18 protein-coding genes are annotated in these 15,297 nt (G+C 53.0%); 8 read left to right on the forward strand and 10 right to left on the reverse strand.

All coding sequences use genetic code 11. The features are described from left to right. Window positions 1-9: 9 nt before the first annotated feature. From rpiB to arsC, 4 genes are all read right to left on the reverse strand, one after another. A complete protein-coding gene (rpiB, locus tag G6Q15_RS09285) occupies window positions 10-447 on the reverse strand; it encodes a ribose 5-phosphate isomerase B (protein ID WP_164118056.1) in 438 nt (145 codons plus the stop codon). A 302-nt stretch (window positions 448-749) separates the two neighbouring features. Next, window positions 750-1,481, reverse strand: coding sequence for a ParA family protein (locus G6Q15_RS09290; protein ID WP_164118058.1), 732 nt, complete (start codon window positions 1,479-1,481; stop codon window positions 750-752). Between the two features lie 52 nt (window positions 1,482-1,533). Next, the gene (locus G6Q15_RS09295) at window positions 1,534-2,520 is read right to left on the reverse strand and encodes an alpha/beta hydrolase (protein ID WP_164118059.1); all 987 of its coding nucleotides are present in this window, start codon (window positions 2,518-2,520) and stop codon (window positions 1,534-1,536) included. 24 nt (window positions 2,521-2,544) lie between these two features. Beyond that, a complete protein-coding gene (arsC, locus tag G6Q15_RS09300) occupies window positions 2,545-2,895 on the reverse strand; it encodes an arsenate reductase (glutaredoxin) (protein WP_164118061.1) in 351 nt (116 codons plus the stop codon). Between the two features lie 244 nt (window positions 2,896-3,139). On the opposite strand from arsC, the gene G6Q15_RS09305 reads away from it, so the two are divergent. Further along, window positions 3,140-5,284 carry a TonB-dependent siderophore receptor gene (locus G6Q15_RS09305; RefSeq protein ID WP_164118063.1) on the forward strand — a complete coding sequence of 715 codons (2,145 nt, stop codon included), beginning with the start codon at window positions 3,140-3,142 and terminating at the stop codon, window positions 5,282-5,284. A 54-nt stretch (window positions 5,285-5,338) separates the two neighbouring features. On the opposite strand, the gene G6Q15_RS09310 is transcribed toward G6Q15_RS09305, so the two are convergent. Both G6Q15_RS09310 and G6Q15_RS09315 read right to left on the reverse strand, forming a co-directional pair. Beyond that, window positions 5,339-5,902: a (2Fe-2S)-binding protein gene (locus tag G6Q15_RS09310; RefSeq protein WP_164118065.1), complete on the reverse strand. Its 564-nt coding sequence runs from the start codon at window positions 5,900-5,902 to the stop codon at window positions 5,339-5,341. 81 nt (window positions 5,903-5,983) lie between these two features. Further along, complete coding sequence (locus tag G6Q15_RS09315) at window positions 5,984-6,745, reverse strand: class II aldolase/adducin family protein (protein ID WP_164118067.1); 762 nt, start codon at window positions 6,743-6,745, stop codon at window positions 5,984-5,986. Between the two features lie 287 nt (window positions 6,746-7,032). On the opposite strand from G6Q15_RS09315, the gene rpsU reads away from it, so the two are divergent. Both rpsU and G6Q15_RS09325 read left to right on the forward strand, forming a co-directional pair. Then, complete coding sequence (gene rpsU / locus G6Q15_RS09320; protein ID WP_164118069.1) at window positions 7,033-7,236, forward strand: 30S ribosomal protein S21; 204 nt, start codon at window positions 7,033-7,035, stop codon at window positions 7,234-7,236. Window positions 7,237-7,363: 127 nt separating this feature from the next. After that, the gene (locus G6Q15_RS09325) at window positions 7,364-7,912 is read left to right on the forward strand and encodes an FKBP-type peptidyl-prolyl cis-trans isomerase (protein ID WP_164118072.1); all 549 of its coding nucleotides are present in this window, start codon (window positions 7,364-7,366) and stop codon (window positions 7,910-7,912) included. 50 nt (window positions 7,913-7,962) lie between these two features. On the opposite strand, the gene lepB is transcribed toward G6Q15_RS09325, so the two are convergent. From lepB to pyrE, 4 genes are read right to left on the reverse strand one after another with little or no spacing between them, the layout of a single operon-like run. Then, window positions 7,963-8,835, reverse strand: coding sequence for a signal peptidase I (gene lepB, locus G6Q15_RS09330; protein ID WP_164118074.1), 873 nt, complete (start codon window positions 8,833-8,835; stop codon window positions 7,963-7,965). Between the two features lie 2 nt (window positions 8,836-8,837). Then, the gene (gene acpS, locus G6Q15_RS09335) at window positions 8,838-9,248 is read right to left on the reverse strand and encodes a holo-ACP synthase (protein ID WP_164118076.1); all 411 of its coding nucleotides are present in this window, start codon (window positions 9,246-9,248) and stop codon (window positions 8,838-8,840) included. Continuing rightward, window positions 9,245-9,973, reverse strand: a complete 729-nt coding sequence (locus tag G6Q15_RS09340; RefSeq protein WP_164118078.1) for a pyridoxine 5'-phosphate synthase — start codon at window positions 9,971-9,973, stop codon at window positions 9,245-9,247. The genes acpS and G6Q15_RS09340 overlap by 4 nt, the downstream gene beginning before the upstream one ends. Beyond that, window positions 9,970-10,554: an orotate phosphoribosyltransferase gene (pyrE, locus tag G6Q15_RS09345; RefSeq protein WP_164118080.1), complete on the reverse strand. Its 585-nt coding sequence runs from the start codon at window positions 10,552-10,554 to the stop codon at window positions 9,970-9,972. The genes G6Q15_RS09340 and pyrE overlap by 4 nt, the downstream gene beginning before the upstream one ends. A 196-nt stretch (window positions 10,555-10,750) precedes the next feature. Here pyrE and coxB point away from each other — a divergent pair, with 196 nt between their 5' ends. The 5 genes from coxB to G6Q15_RS09370 all read left to right on the forward strand — a co-directional run bounded on the left by coxB (window position 10,751) and on the right by G6Q15_RS09370 (window position 15,277). Beyond that, the gene (coxB, locus tag G6Q15_RS09350; RefSeq protein WP_164118186.1) at window positions 10,751-11,821 is read left to right on the forward strand and encodes a cytochrome c oxidase subunit II; all 1,071 of its coding nucleotides are present in this window, start codon (window positions 10,751-10,753) and stop codon (window positions 11,819-11,821) included. A 12-nt stretch (window positions 11,822-11,833) separates the two neighbouring features. After that, a complete protein-coding gene (gene ctaD / locus G6Q15_RS09355; protein WP_164118082.1) occupies window positions 11,834-13,501 on the forward strand; it encodes a cytochrome c oxidase subunit I in 1,668 nt (555 codons plus the stop codon). A 92-nt stretch (window positions 13,502-13,593) separates the two neighbouring features. Next, window positions 13,594-14,547: a heme o synthase gene (locus G6Q15_RS09360; protein ID WP_164118084.1), complete on the forward strand. Its 954-nt coding sequence runs from the start codon at window positions 13,594-13,596 to the stop codon at window positions 14,545-14,547. Next, complete coding sequence (locus tag G6Q15_RS09365) at window positions 14,544-14,702, forward strand: hypothetical protein (protein ID WP_164118086.1); 159 nt, start codon at window positions 14,544-14,546, stop codon at window positions 14,700-14,702. Before G6Q15_RS09360 ends, G6Q15_RS09365 begins: the two co-directional genes overlap by 4 nt. Then, window positions 14,702-15,277 (forward strand): cytochrome c oxidase assembly protein, encoded by a 576-nt coding sequence (locus G6Q15_RS09370; protein WP_164118088.1) that lies wholly within the window; start codon window positions 14,702-14,704, stop codon window positions 15,275-15,277. Before G6Q15_RS09365 ends, G6Q15_RS09370 begins: the two co-directional genes overlap by 1 nt. Window positions 15,278-15,297 lie beyond the last annotated feature (20 nt).

The following is a 15,297-nucleotide window of genomic DNA, read 5'->3' on the forward strand; positions in this document are numbered from 1 at the left end:
CGGGGTTCCTTACAGGCAAGGCTTGGAGAGTTTGTCGACACGCCGCTGGTGGCGGTCGCCTGCGAATTGGGTAGTAAGAAAGGCGTTGATGCAATCTTTGGCCGTTTCGATGCCAACAAGCCGTGCACCCATGGCGATGACATTGGCATCATTATGTTCGCGCGACAGGCGGGCGGAAAGATTGTCCGAGACAAGCGCTGCGCGGCAGGCGGGATTGCGGTTTACTGCAATGGAGATACCGATGCCAGAGCCGCATAAGGCGACACCTTTTGCGGCACTGCCATTCGCAATCGCCTCGGCCAGTTTATAGCCATAATCGGGATAGTCGACACTTGTGGTATCACCGGGACCAAGGTCGGTGACCTCATGCCCCTGTTCGCGCAGCCATGCGGCAAGTTCCGCTTTCATCGTGGTGGCGGCATGGTCGGAGGCGATGGCGATGCGCATGATATGGCTCCTTTACGCTTTGCAATGGTCAGAATCGGGCAGCCTGGCAAGTTGCAATTGGGATATCTAGGGGAGGGCGGCGGGATGCGCTACCATAGATTGCGCTTTTTTGTGGAAAATGGAGGCAGACATTAATGGTTTGTTGGTAAATGGGGGCTAGCACGTGAAGAATGGAGAAAGCTGTCATCATATTGCGCGCAGACCGCCTCAACGCGATTGCGGCCATTCGCCTGTCACTGTGCATGCTGTGCGCGGGCGCTTTGATATTTGCACCGTCGCTCTAAGTACCGGTTGTTAGTGCTTTAGCCTGCCAGCTTTTTTTCAATTCCATTCCATAGACTGCGATAGGCAAGACTGGCCGGGTCACTTTCTTCAAATTCCATGACAGGTTTTTTGTAAAAGCTCATTTTTTGCAGTGCGCTGGACATAGGGATCACTGGCCATTTCGGGCTCCGTTCCAGAGCGCCGCGGTGTTGATCACGCGAGGTATCGGCGATGGAATGCACAGGCAGCAAAGGAGGATGACGTCCCGTTTGCGCGCCCAGGTAGTCCTGCACCTCAGATAATATCTGCTCGGAGCGCGGTGAAGGAATAATCGGTACAATAATGACTTGTGCGCTACGCAATATTTGTGTGCCCATTTCCGTCAGAGCTGGCGGGCAATCGAGAATGATATGCGCATAGGATTCTTCCAGCGCATCCACCAGTTTATGAAGCCGTTTTTTCCGGTTCATGTCGAACTTGATCTGGTCCAGATTATCGAGCGATGCGTCCGTTGCCAGCAGGTCAAGCCCCCTGACCGTTGATGTGCGCACAAGTTTGGCGGGATCAATGCGCTTGGCACTGAATGAAGCGCTGGCTTCTTCTTTTACAGTCAGGCCCGCACCAATTATTTCGTTGGCTGCTTCCTGTGGGTCCAGATCCCATAAAAGCGTTCTGCGTTCGGAAATCTGCGCGCTGCACCAGCCAAGGTTAACGGCCATTGCCGTTTTGCCGGTACCGCTTTTCACATTATATACTGCAATTATTGCCATATGCGTCTTTAAGCAGCGTTACATTTGATTTGCAACTGGGCTTTGAGAGAGCTCAATTCGCGCTCTGCATATTATTGCCTGCAGTCACAGCAAGACCATTATCCGAGAGCCATTTACCTACATCAACCGCTGTGCGCGCGCCATCTTCTTCCATAGGGATATGCCCCAGATCATCATAGATAATCGCAGTGCTGTCTTGAATATGCGTATCAAACCATTTTGCGGCCGGTACAGGGATAAGCGTGTCCTTTGCACCCCACATGACAAGGGCCGGCACCTTGATGTCAGCCATTTGCTCGGGCTTTGCCGCTATCCTCGCCACATCACTGCGATCACCTATGGCTTCGCGGTTACCCGGATATTTGATCAGGTTCCAGTAACGGTCGATCTGTGCATTGGTGATTCTGGACGGGTCACCCACAGATGTTTCCAGGCTGGCCTTAATGATTGAGCGGGGGGTGAAGACTTTCATTAGCGGGCGCATGGCCCGGCTATTGGCTAGCCTGAACCCGATTGGCAGTTTTTTGGGTTGTGCATCCGGCGCGCCAGATGCATCGACCAGAATCAGTCCACGTACATTATCTGGATAGGCCAGCGTATGGTTCCACGCGACCCAGCCGCCCATGCTGTTGCCCGCAATAACGTATGTATCAATATCCAGATATTGCATGACGGCCGCTGCTGTATCGCTATATCCTTTTGCAGTATAATCCTTGCTGACATGCGGTCCGGTCAGGCCATGGCCGGGCTGGTCATAACGAATGATACGATAATCGCGTGACAGGTTTTCAGTCCATTCCTGCCAAGTATGCAGGGAAGAGCTTGACCCGTGGAGCAATAATATGGCGGGCGCGTTTTTGGGCCCTTCATCGCGCAGGTGGATATTCTGCCCGCTGGGCAGTTTGACATATTGCGATGGCTGCTGCCCATATTCGGCGCGCAACTCCTCAGGGTCGCGGTCTGGCGCATAGCCCCAGATCGCAAGGCTGATAACAGCCACGGCAAGGGCTATGAGTAGCCATTTGATGAATGTGCGCATGGGGTTAAGCCTTTATCATCAACATCAAAGCAGCGTGTGAACTGTTTCCTGCGGGCGGCAAAGCGCGACGCCCTTTTCGGTTTCCACCAGCGGGCGGTTGATCAGGATGGGCTCTTTTGCCATGGCATCCAGTATCTGGTCATCAGTTGCATTGTCCGCTGTCAGGCCCAGTTCTTCGGCAGGAGAGCCACGCACACGCAATCCTTCTTTCGGTGAAATACCTGCATCGCTGTACAGCTGTGCCAGTTTATCGCGCGTCGGCGGGTTTTTGAGATATTCGATCACCTCAACTTCGACGCCGTCGGTTTCTTTCAATATCGCCAGTGTTTTGCGGGAAGTGCCGCATTTCGGGTTGTGCCATATGGTTGCTTTCATGTCGGTCTGATCCTTTGTGTGTAGGCCTTTGATGAGACAAGGTCGGTAAGATGCATCATCATAATATTGTGTGGCAAAAATGCACTTAAAAAAGTTTTTGCAAATAATTCGCAGTTAGGGTGTTGCTTATAAGAATGATTATCATTAGTGCGGGCTATAGAAAGTGAGAATCGTTCTCAACAGCTCATTATTATTCGTAGCATAAAGGCCCACTGGGTATCTTGAAAATAGATCTGGAGCATCAATGTCACCCCGTCTCAAATTAACTGCAACCGTCCTTTTCTCAAGCGTTTCCGCTGTTATCGCCTGTTCGCCTGCCATGGCGGCTGATGCCGCATCGGCAAACGCTGCCTATGCTGCAGCATATGAGCCGCACGAACCGATTATCGTGACCGGGCGCAATGAAGATTATGTGACTGTCGAATCGACTAGCGGAACCAAGACAAACACGCCGCTGGTCGACGTGCCGCAAAGCATTTCTGTTGTTTCGCGCGAGCAGCTTGATGATCAGGTGCTGCGCGACATTGGCGATGTACTGCGTTACACGCCGGGTGCATCGATCGGTCAGGGTGAAGGACACCGTGACCAGTTTACCATTCGCGGTCAGAATACGACGGCTGATTTCTATATCGATGGCCTGCGCGATGACGTGCAATATTTCCGTCCGCTCTATAACCTTGAACGTATCGAGATTCTCAAAGGTTCGAATGCCCTGATCTTTGGACGCGGCGGCGGCGGCGGTGTTATCAACCGTGTGACCAAAGCACCATCATCTGAAGCTACATTTGGCAGTGCTGAAGTTGGTATCGATACGTTCGGGTCCTATTCCCTCACGGGTGACGTGAACCTGGCTATTGGCGATGCGGCGGGCTTCCGTCTCAACGGCTTTTACGAGGACATCAGCAACCACCGCGATTTCTTTGGCGGTGAACGCTTCGCAGTTAATCCGAGCGTTGCCGCAAATCTGGGCGAGAGCACCCGCGTGCAACTGTCCTATGAATATGTCGATGATGACCGAGTGGTGGATCGCGGCGTTCCGGCAAATGGCGGCGTTCCGCTGACCGGCGCACGCGACACTTTCTTTGGCGCGCCCGGCACCAACGTCACCACGCTACAGGCGCATATCCTGCGCGGCAAGTTCGAACATGATTTTTCAGACAATCTCAGCTTTAACTCCACTGTCCAATATGCAGACTATGACAAGCTGTATCAGAATATCTATCCCGCTGGATTTGACGCCAGTGCCAATACGGTAAAGCTGGATGGTTATCGTGACACAACGCAGCGTGAAAATTTTGTCATGCAAGGCAACCTGATCTGGGACGCGGCTACCGGTCCGCTGACGCATAAATTGCTGCTTGGCTATGAATATGGCCAGCAGGACAGCGCGAATGCGCGGCGTGACGTGTTTTTTACCGATTCGCAGGATGATCAGATTACGATCGGATTTACGGATCCGCTCAATATTCCTGAATTCGGCTTCCCTGCCATTACGCGCGACCGTGCGTCCGATGTCGAGTTCCTGTCATTTTATCTGCAGGACCAGGTTGATATTGGGGACCACTTCAAAATTGTTGGCGGTGTGCGTTATGACCGTTTTGAAATTGATGTTGTTGATGCAAAGGCGATCAGTGATGGAAAAGAAGGCAATTTCTCCCGCACGGACAGCAAATGGTCACCGCGTATCGGCCTGATCTACAAGCCGCAGGACAATGTGTCGCTTTACGCAAGCTACAGCCAGTCTTTCCTGCCACGTTCGGGCGACCAGTTCCTTTCGCTCAGCCCAAGCTCTGTGGCACTGGCGCCTGAGAAATTCGAAAATTACGAAGTCGGTGCGAAATGGGATATCCGTCCGGATCTCGCCTTTACCGCTGCCATCTTCCAGCTTGACCGCGACAGTGATGTTGTGGTTGATCCCAGCAATCCCGAAGACAGCATTATTATCGGCACGCGCACAAAGGGTTTTGAAGCGCAGCTTGCCGGTACGCTATTGCCAAACTGGCATGTGAGTGCGGGATACAGCTATCTAGATGCAAATCAGCGCGGTAATTTCGACAATGCCGGACAGCCGGACAATGCGCGGCTCAGTCAGGTGCCGGAGCATATGTTCTCGCTGTGGAATCGCTATGATGTAACGGAGCGCTTGGGCCTGGGCCTGGGTGTTACGCATCAGTCCTCGCAGTTTGCTTCGCTGAGCAACAATGTAAAGCTGCCAAGCTATACCCGCGTCGATGTGGCGGCCTATTTTGATGTTAGTGAAAACCTGCAACTACAGGTGAATGTCGAAAACCTGCTGGATGAAAGCTACTTCCCGGCTGCGCACAACGACAATAACATCTCGACAGGCGAGCCGATCAATGCACGCTTTACCGTTCGTGCCAAATTCTGAGGTTTGGAAAATATGACTTGATGCGCCGTTCCTGTGTGAGCTGGGACGGTGTCTTTAGTCAGGCGCGTCGTCGGTAACGGCTTCAGGTGCAACCAATGCTGGTACAGCCTTGGCCGCATCCTCAGGGGTGATCCCTGGCGGCGGGGCGGCAGAGATCCGGTCACGCCCGCGCATGGAACGGCCTGCGCGCTTGATGGCTTCGTGCACACGCGGATAAGTGCCGCAGCGGCATATATTTTTTATCGCGGCATCAATATCGGCATCGCTGGGGTTGCTATTTTTGCGCAGCAGTACCGCTGATGCCATGATCAGGCCGGAAGTGCAGTACCCGCACTGTACCGCTTGTTCGGCGACGAAAGCCTGTTGCACCGGGTGGCTGCGGTCACGCGACAACGCTTCAATTGTTGTTACGAACCGGCCTTCGACCTCCGCCAATGTGACAAGGCATGACCGGATTGCTTCACCGTCAATGTCGACAATGCACGCGCCGCAGTCACCATTACCGCAACCGAATTTTGTACCTGTCAGGTTGGAAGCATCACGCAGCGCCCAAAGCAGCGGTGTACCCGCATCCATCCGGTATTCGACCGGGCGTTCATTGACAGTGAGTTTCGGCATGTGTTTTCTTAGTTTAGCTCACTCTCGTTTGCGGGTTGGTACCGACTGATCGTCGTGAGGTGATCAAGCGAAATCTATTTCTCAATCCCGCCAGCTGGTATCGATTTTATCTATTTTGCGAACCATGGCGGCAAAATCAGGCGCGCCCGGGCCGCCGGGCAGCTCGGTCTGGTTGATATCGCGCTGGTGCACGTCAATCACATCCTGCGGGACGATGATGGGTTTGCCCATGGACAAAGTGGCGAGCTGAATTTCGCAGGCTCGCTGCAGCGCCCAATAGGTAATGAAAGCTTCCGGCAGGGTCCGGCCCATGACGACAGGACCATGGTTTTTAAGCATCAGGACGCGCTTGTCGCCGATATTCCGGATAAGCCGCTCACCTTCTTCGCTACGCACCGTGACGCCTTCAAAATCGTGATAGGCGACCTGGCCGATAAAGTTGCAGGCATAGAAATTAGTCGGCAGCAGACCCTCCTCCGTACTGCATACCGCCATGGTTTCAGTGGTATGGGTGTGGATGATGCAATGCATGTCGGGGAGCTGTTTGTGGAACACGCTGTGCTGGGTGAAGCCGGCTTTGTTGACCGGATACATCGAACCGTCGAGTTTTTCGCCCTCGCTGTTTATTTTGACGAGATTGGAAGCGCAGACTTCGGAGAAGTGCAGGCCATACGGATTAATCAAAAACGCATCTTCCTCACCGGGAATTTTGAGCGTGATGTGGTTATAGATCATTTCAGTCCACCCCATCATATCGAACACACGGTAGCATGATGCGAGCAGCTTGCGCGCTTCACGTTCTTCGGTGGTCATCTCATTATGGGTTTTGATTGCAGTGGCCATTGTGCGACTCTCCATGATCTAGGCTCTAATTTACAATGCATATCGCATAAACTAACGGGACATGGCAATCATGCAATCCGAACCATGGTATCTGCCCAGACGGTGTCTGGAGAACGTCATTTTCCAGAGGAAAAAGCTTGATTATGCAGCGACTCACTGCTAATCGCGCCACAGATTGTCCGTAGATATGTCTGCGGCAAACCCTTGTTTATTGTAGTTATACGGTCCGTTTGCAGCCATATGCAGTCAGCGGATAGACGGTATTTTGACTGGAGTTTTAAGTAGTTATGCAAATCATGGTTCGCGATAATAATGTTGATCAGGCGCTTCGTGCGCTGAAGAAAAAATTGCAGCGCGAAGGCGTTTACCGCGAGATGAAACTGCGTCGTCACTACGAAAAGCCGTCTGAAAAACGCGCACGTGAAAAAGCCGCCGCTGTACGGCGCGCCCGCAAGATGGACCGCAAGCGCGAAGAGCGCGACGGCAGATAAAAATTAGAACCAAAATGCCCGGCAGCGGATTCGCTTGCCGGGTTTTTTGTGTCTGGCATTTGCGTGGGTGTGGCTTTATGCATGACCCATATATAAAGATACCTGCTTACCAGATAAGGGAATATCCATGTCCGTAACCCGCGTCCCAATCCAACCCATCAAAAAAGGCTCCATGCTGAAACTATGGCTGGGCATATTCATTGCGGTGGTTGCAGCTGCGGCACTTGCATGGGCTAGTCTGCGTACATTACCCGCCGTTGAAACCACGGCAAGCGGATTGCAAATTACAACATTGGAGGCAGGCGAAGGGCCTTCACCAGTAGATGGTGACGTGACGCTGGTAAGCTATGAAGGCCGCTTGTCAGATAACACGGTTTTTGATGCCGCCGAACAGCAGGCCATGCCGGTCAGCGGTGTGGTTCCGGGGTTTTCCGAAGGCCTGAAAAAAATGCAAAAAGGCGGTAAATACCGCCTGAAAATTCCGTCTGAGCTCGGCTATGGCGCAACTTCACCTCCGGGGTCTCCCATTCCTGCGAATGCGGACCTGACATTTGATGTCGAATTGCTCGATTTCAAATCTGAAGCTGAAATTCGGGCGATGCAGGAGCAAATGCAGCAATTGCAACAGCAGCAAGGCGGACCGCCGCAAGGTGCACCGCCGCGTCCTGGCAACTAAGTTAAATCGCGGCTTTTCATAAAAGCGAGACCGGTTGAGAGCAGTTGAGGTTATTCAGCCGCTTCCATCTCCAATGATCCAGTCGGAATTTTCTCCGTGCGAAGGCTTTGCCACGCCCGCTCACCGCGCAACGCGTTCCACCATGTCAAAGGATTGAAGGTTGCGGTTCCATCCAATGAGAATGTCGTAAACTCGGCGCGGCCGCCTATATTTTCCAGAGGTATGGGGCCATCCAGCCCGCCGCGTTCGCTTACCTCGCGACTGTCCGCGCTATTGTCGCGATTATCTCCCATGACAAAAACATGGCCTTCGGGAATTTCTATCTCAGCAAAATTGTCGAGTGGCTGTTCTTCCACATCGGTAATGTCATAACTTGCGCCATTTGGCAGTGTTTCGCGAAGGATTGGTAGAACACAGATTTCACGGCCATTGGAATTTTGGGTTTTCAGGCGCGGGAAGCTCAGGTCGTCACATGGCGAATTCAGATCGACATTGACTTCCATTTCCGGCTGCACTTCCTGAGGTACAGTTTCTCCGTTCAGGATGATCTGGCCATTTTGGACTGCAATCGTGTCACCGGGCAGGCCGACGACGCGTTTGATATAGTCAATCTTGCTATCCTTGGGTGTGATGATGACGATATCGCCATATTCGGGGGTGCTGCCAAATAGCCGCCCGGCAAAGGGTGGCAGTACATGGAAAGAAGCCGATGACCAGTTATAACCATATGGATATTTACTGACAATCAACCGGTCGCCAACATGCAGGTTCGGCATCATCGACATGGAAGGTATGTAAAATGGCTTGGCGATCAGGCTATGGAAAGCGACCACGCCCAGCAGCAGGAAAAATAGCCCGCGCAGCTCGGCCCACCAATTAACAGGCTCTTTTTTCTTTCCGGCTTTGGCGGCGATATCTGTCATATTTATGTGATCTTTTCCGGGATTGCTTCGATAATGACGAGTGCCTGTGCCCATGGATGATCGTCGGTGAGCGTAAGGTGAATATGCACCTCATGGCCATCTGGCACCAGGGAGTCCAGCCGCTTTTTTGCGCCGCCTGTCAATTTGAGTGTGGGCGCACCAGAGGGGGCATTGATCACGCCAATGTCGCGCATGAAGACACCGGCTCTGAAGCCAGTTCCAACAGCCTTTGAAAATGCTTCCTTGGCGGCAAAGCGCTTCGCATAGGTTCCCGCCTTGGTATAAGGCCGCCGCGCAGCTTTCGCGCGTTCGGTGTCTGTGAAAACGCGGTTTTCAAACCGTTCACCGAAACGGTCGAGCGAGTTTTGTATGCGTTCAATATTGCACAGATCAGATCCAAGGCCGATTATCATCGCGCTTCATCCATCAGTTCACGCATACGCATGATACTGCCTTCCAGACCGCAGAATATCGCTTCGCCGATTAGGAAATGGCCGATATTGAGTTCTGCCAGCTGCGGTATCGCGGCAACGGGCACAACATTATCGAATGTCAGGCCATGGCCTGCATGTGGTTCAATACCGTTTTTGACCGCCAGTGCAGCCGCATCGGCAATGCGCTTCAGTTCCGTTGTGCGCTCTTCGCCTTCGGCATGAGCATAATGGCCGGTGTGGAACTCGACCACAGGTGCGCCTAAGTGAATCGCTGCTTCGACCTGCCGCGCGTCGGGTTCAATGAACAGGCTGACGCGGATGTTTGCGTTTTTAAGCTGTCCAACAAAATCGCTCAGGCGGTTATGCTGTCCTGCTGCATCAAGCCCGCCTTCGGTAGTGCGTTCTTCACGCTTTTCCGGCACAATACAGGCTGCATGCGGCTTGTGCCGTAGCGCGATGCCGAGCATTTCATCTGTCGCTGCCATTTCGAGATTGAGCGGGATGTGCAACTGTTCCATCAGCGCGGCAATATCCTCGTCGCGAATATGCCGCCTGTCTTCGCGCAAATGTGCGGTGATACCGTCTGCACCTGCGTCAGCGGCAATCAACGCCGCCTTGACGGGGTCGGGATGCTCACCGCCACGTGCATTGCGGATGGTGGCCACGTGGTCAATATTAACGCCCAGGCGAAGATGGCCCGTCATACGACTTTCCGGCTGCCGGGTTTTTCGGCGGAAATGGCGGCAAGTTCTGCAGGCAACTCGCCTTCTTGGTAACTGGGTACATTTAGTGTGATGAGTGGAAAGAATGGTATGTCAAAAGCGGCTGTTCCCGAAGAGCGATCCACCAGCGCGCCGGCGGCAATGACTTCTCCGCCTGCCTCACCAATTGCCGTGATGGCTTCGCGCGATGAAAGCCCGGTTGTAACGACATCTTCCATCATCAGCACTTTTTGCCCCCGTTTGAGGGCAAAGCCGCGGCGCAGCTCGAAAGTGCCCTCGGGCCGCTCCAGAAAAACAGCTTCGGTGCCCAGCGCACGGCCCATTTCATGGCCGATAATCACACCGCCCATGGCGGGGGAAACAACAATGTCAATCTGGTCACGAATTTCGGTCGGTATTTTTTCGACAAGCGCATTGGCCAGCCTTGCGGCACGTGCGGGATCCATCAATACCCGTGCGCACTGAAGATATTTGGCGCTATGTAGCCCTGATGACAAAATGAAATGCCCCTCAAGTAGCGCGTGGCAATTTCTAAACTCGGCCAATACATCTTCATCCTGCATCAAAACTGTCCTTTACGTAGCGTCAACTGCGGAAATTGCATGTATCACAACTCCGGTGGTGAAAAATATCACTAGATAAGCTTGAGACCTGCGGCAACCCCGCGTATAAGCCGCCCATTAATTTATGGATTCAAGCATAGTGTCCGCATGGGGAACCTCTGGGCGGGCTGGGGAAAGTAGAACACACATGACTTTCATGAATATGGTGAAATCACTGTCTGTTGCGGCTTTGCTGGCGATGACGCCGCATGCTGCAATAGCACAGGAGGCTGCAACAACAGACGTTCAGGCAGAAGCGCAGGCCACAACCGCTGATAATGCTGCGGCAGCAACTGAAGCTGCCACCGAAACTTCAGAATCTGGGGCTGTCGGCAGCTACGTTCCAATGAAACCGACCGAAGGCAAAGGCATGCCTGTTGATGGCGGCATTGATTTCCAAGATCAGTATTCGAAAATTGGGCAGCAGGCATATGCGATGCACAATTATATATTGATGCCGATTATTGTAGTGATTTCGTTATTTGTGCTGGGGCTCCTGCTCTGGGTCATGGCGCGTTACCGCGCGAAAGCGAATCCGGAAGCGTCCAAGACGACGCATAACACTTTTATCGAAGTGGTCTGGACGCTGGTTCCGGTGCTGATCCTGATAGGTATCGCTATCCCGTCGATCAGCCTGCTCGCAAAACAGTTCGAGCCTGCACCGGAAGATGCGCTCACTATCAAAGTGACCGGATATCAGTGGTATTGGGGCTATACCTATCCCGACAATGGCGGGTTTGAGGTTATCTCCAACATGCTGCCTGCAGAAGAGGCCAGGGCGCGGGGGGAAACGCCGCAGCTTGCTGTCGATAATCGTATGGTTGTGCCTGCGGGTGTGCCGATCAAGGTTATCGTGACCGCAGCCGATGTGATCCACAGCTTTGCAGTGCCATCACTTTGGTACAAAATGGATGCGATCCCCGGAAGGCTGAACGAAAAAGTGATGCAGATTGATGAGCCTGGTGTCTACTATGGTCAGTGTTCAGAACTCTGCGGCGCACGGCACGGCTTTATGCCAATAGCGGTCGAGGCGCTGCCGATGGATGAGTATAATGCATGGGTTCAGGCGCAGGGTGGCAACATCAAAGGCGAGGGCGAAGATGAAGCAGAAGCATCTGAAGCTATTGAAGATGAGACTGCTGATGCTGAAACAGCAAATGCATCAGGCGAAGAAAATACAGAAAATGCGGAAGCGGGCAGCGAAGCTGCTGCGGCTCCGGCGAATTAAGGGCGTTAGATCATGACAACAATTGCAGCGACTCCGGATGAAGTTCATGCAGATGCGGAAGAGCATCACGATCACGTGCCACCGTTTTTCCAGCGCTGGTTCATGTCAACCAACCATAAGGATATCGGTACACTTTACCTGATATTTGCTGTTGTGGCGGGTATCATCGGTGGTGCCATTTCCGGCCTGATGCGGATGGAGCTGGCAGAGCCCGGCATCCAGTATCTTCAAGGCTGGGCATCGATGATGCAGGGCAGCGCAGCGACTGAGGATCAAGGACTTCACCTGTGGAACGTGCTGATTACAGCGCACGGCCTTATCATGGTTTTCTTCATGGTGATGCCGGCGATGATTGGCGGCTTTGGTAACTGGTTCGTGCCGATTATGATTGGCGCGCCGGATATGGCCTTCCCGCGTATGAACAATATCAGCTTCTGGTTGCTTATCCCTGCTTTCATTCTGTTATTGGGTTCGACATTTGTGCCCGGCGGCACAGGGTTGGGTGCAGGCACAGGTTGGACCGTATATGCACCGTTATCGACCACCGGCTCGCAAGGGCCTGCGGTGGATATGGCGATTCTCTCGCTTCACTTGGCGGGTGCTTCGTCTATTCTTGGCGCGATCAACTTTATCACTACGATTTTCAACATGCGCGCACCTGGCATGACCATCAATAAAATGCCATTGTTCGTATGGTCGGTGCTGGTGACGGCATTCCTGCTGCTTCTGGCGCTGCCGGTACTGGCGGCGGCTATCACGATGTTGCTGACTGACCGTAATTTCCAGACAGCTTTCTTTGATGCTGCTGGCGGCGGTGACCCTGTGTTGTATCAACACCTGTTCTGGTTCTTCGGTCACCCTGAAGTGTACATCATGATTCTGCCCGGCTTCGGTATGGTCAGTCATATTATCGCGACATTCAGTAAAAAGCCGGTCTTCGGCTATCTGGGCATGGCTTATGCCATGGTTGCGATTGGCGTTGTCGGTTTTATCGTTTGGGCGCACCATATGTTCACTGTGGGCCTTTCGGTTAACCTGAAAATGTATTTCACGGCGGCCACTATGGTCATTGCGGTCCCGACGGGCATCAAGATTTTTAGCTGGATTGCCACCATGTGGGGCGGCTCATTGAGCTTTAAGACACCTATGATGTGGGCCATCGGCTTTATCTTCATGTTTACAGTTGGCGGCGTAACGGGCGTTGTGCTTGCCAATGGCGGCATTGATGATGCGATGCACGATACATATTATGTGGTTGCGCACTTCCACTATGTGCTGTCATTGGGCGCGGTCTTCTCAATGTTTGCGGGCTTCTATTACTGGTTCCCGAAAATGAGCGGGCGGATGTATAATGAACTGCTCGGCCATGTGCATTTTTGGATATTCTTTATCGGCGTGAACGTTCTGTTCTTCCCCATGCATTTCCTGGGTGTGCAGGGCATGCCGCGCCGTTACGCGGATTATCCGGAGCAGTTTGCTTACTGGAACGAAATTGCATCCTATGGCTATGCCATCATGGGCATCGGCATGTTGGTATTCTTTGCCAACATTGGCTACTCGCTGTTTGCGGGTCGCCGCGCAGAAGGCAATTACTGGGGTGAGGGTGCAACTACGCTGGAATGGACATTGTCCAGCCCGCCACCTTTCCACCAGTTCGAAACCCTGCCGCAAATTAAATAATTTAGGGCAGGATATCAGGGAAATGGACACTGTACCGGCTTTTTCGGTGCAGTGTTTTCCCAAAGGGACAGGATAAACCTGTCAGTTAGATTATGGACGTAAAAACCATCACGCAGGCCGCGCAACATACAGGTCAATTGGCATCGCCCGATTATGTCGCGGCGGACTGGCGCGATTTTTATGCGCTGACCAAGCCGCGTGTCATGTCTCTGGTGATTTTTACCGCCCTGTGCGGCCTTTTGGCTGCGCCGGGTGATATCCATCCGGTGATCGGATTTACAGCGATATTGTGCATTGCCCTTGGTGCGGGTGGTTCTGCCGCACTGAACCAGTGGTATGAAGCGGATATTGACGCGGGTATGAAGCGTACGTCGCAGCGGCCATTGCCAGCGGGCCGTATGCAGCGACAGTCAGCTTTGCATTTCGGCATTGGCCTATCGGCGCTTTCGGTGTTCATCATGGGTGTGGCGGTCAACTGGCTAAGCGCCGCGATCCTTGCATTCTCGATCTTCTTTTATGCGGTGGTCTATACCATGTGGCTCAAGCCCAATACGCCGCAGAATATTGTGATTGGCGGTGCTGCGGGTGCTTTCCCACCCGTTATCGGCTGGGCGGCGGTCATGAATGAGGTGACATTGTTGCCGATATTGCTGTTTGCATTGATCTTTATCTGGACGCCGCCACATTTCTGGGCACTCGCGCTGTTTATGAAATCCGATTATGCGAAGGTCGGTATTCCGATGATGCCGGTTGTTGCGGGTGAAAGGGCGACGCGCCGCCAGATATTCTGGTATTCGCTGGTTTTGCTAGCTGTAGCAGCTGCTCCGTTCTTTCTGGGCCTTACAGGTTGGGTTTACGGATTGCCCGCCATCGCCCTGTCGCTGGTTTTCCTGATGCTTGCTGCGAAAGTCGGTTTACGGCAGGAAAGTGACCCGGCTCAGATGAAACCGGAAAAACAGCTTTTCGCTTTCTCGATTTTATACCTGTTCGTAATTTTCACCGTACTAGTCGCGGATCGGCTAGTGGCCGCAGGAGTATTGGCATGACCGACGAACCGCAGCAGCCCGATTATAATGACCCTGAAACGCTTAAAAAGTTGCGTGCACGGCAGAGTTCGCGTGCGAAAGTCATGGGCCTGGGCCTTGTTGCGCTGGTTATCCTGTTTTACCTTATCACTGTTGTGAAAATCGGGATGACATAATGACTGAGGCGACCGGCACATCTCAGATACAGTCACGCAATACCCGCGTAGGCCTAATCGCTGCTGCAATTGGCCTGGCGATGTTGGCGCTCGGCTATGCGGCCGTGCCGCTTTATGAGATTTTCTGCCGCGTGACCGGTTATGGGGGCACCACACAAGTGGCGAATGCCGCACAGGCAGAAACAGTGCAGGTGGCATCCTCTACCATGTCAGTACGTTTCGATTCCAATGTATCCAGCGCGCTGCCCTGGGATTTTGAGCCCGAAACGGTGACTGATAAAGTCAGCATAGGCGCGCGCGATATGGCGATCTTTATTGCCAAAAACCGCAGCGATAAACCAATTACTGGTACGGCGACATTCAATGTAACGCCGGTCTCGGCAGGCAAGTATTTCAACAAGGTTCAGTGCTTTTGCTTTACTGAGCAGACATTGCAGCCGGGGCAGATGGCCCGCATGCCGGTGCTCTATTATGTGGATCCTGCGATATTGGAAGATCCCGATACGCAGGATATCAAGGAAATTACACTCAGCTATACCTTTTATCCGGTGGACCCGGACAAAAAGGGAAGCTAAAGACAGACAATAATCTGAAG

The sequence above is a fragment of the Sphingorhabdus sp. Alg239-R122 genome (assembly GCF_900537065.1).
Lineage (GTDB): Bacteria > Pseudomonadota > Alphaproteobacteria > Sphingomonadales > Sphingomonadaceae > Alg239-R122.

Coding starts and splice junctions, on each gene's coding strand:
- pyrE (WP_164118080.1), bottom strand. CDS start 10,554: ATGCAGGATGAAGATGTATTGGCCGAGTTTAGAAATTGCCACGCGCTA.
- G6Q15_RS09370 (WP_164118088.1), top strand. CDS start 14,702: ATGACTGAGGCGACCGGCACATCTCAGATACAGTCACGCAATACCCGC.
- G6Q15_RS09325 (WP_164118072.1), top strand. CDS start 7,364: ATGTCCGTAACCCGCGTCCCAATCCAACCCATCAAAAAAGGCTCCATG.
- rpsU (WP_164118069.1), top strand. CDS start 7,033: ATGCAAATCATGGTTCGCGATAATAATGTTGATCAGGCGCTTCGTGCG.
- ctaD (WP_164118082.1), top strand. CDS start 11,834: ATGACAACAATTGCAGCGACTCCGGATGAAGTTCATGCAGATGCGGAA.
- G6Q15_RS09295 (WP_164118059.1), bottom strand. CDS start 2,520: ATGCGCACATTCATCAAATGGCTACTCATAGCCCTTGCCGTGGCTGTT.
- G6Q15_RS09315 (WP_164118067.1), bottom strand. CDS start 6,745: ATGGCCACTGCAATCAAAACCCATAATGAGATGACCACCGAAGAACGT.
- coxB (WP_164118186.1), top strand. CDS start 10,751: ATGAATATGGTGAAATCACTGTCTGTTGCGGCTTTGCTGGCGATGACG.
- G6Q15_RS09290 (WP_164118058.1), bottom strand. CDS start 1,481: ATGGCAATAATTGCAGTATATAATGTGAAAAGCGGTACCGGCAAAACG.
- lepB (WP_164118074.1), bottom strand. CDS start 8,835: ATGACAGATATCGCCGCCAAAGCCGGAAAGAAAAAAGAGCCTGTTAAT.
- arsC (WP_164118061.1), bottom strand. CDS start 2,895: ATGAAAGCAACCATATGGCACAACCCGAAATGCGGCACTTCCCGCAAA.
- G6Q15_RS09305 (WP_164118063.1), top strand. CDS start 3,140: ATGTCACCCCGTCTCAAATTAACTGCAACCGTCCTTTTCTCAAGCGTT.
- rpiB (WP_164118056.1), bottom strand. CDS start 447: ATGCGCATCGCCATCGCCTCCGACCATGCCGCCACCACGATGAAAGCG.
- G6Q15_RS09360 (WP_164118084.1), top strand. CDS start 13,594: ATGGACGTAAAAACCATCACGCAGGCCGCGCAACATACAGGTCAATTG.
- G6Q15_RS09365 (WP_164118086.1), top strand. CDS start 14,544: ATGACCGACGAACCGCAGCAGCCCGATTATAATGACCCTGAAACGCTT.
- acpS (WP_164118076.1), bottom strand. CDS start 9,248: ATGATAATCGGCCTTGGATCTGATCTGTGCAATATTGAACGCATACAA.
- G6Q15_RS09310 (WP_164118065.1), bottom strand. CDS start 5,902: ATGCCGAAACTCACTGTCAATGAACGCCCGGTCGAATACCGGATGGAT.
- G6Q15_RS09340 (WP_164118078.1), bottom strand. CDS start 9,973: ATGACGGGCCATCTTCGCCTGGGCGTTAATATTGACCACGTGGCCACC.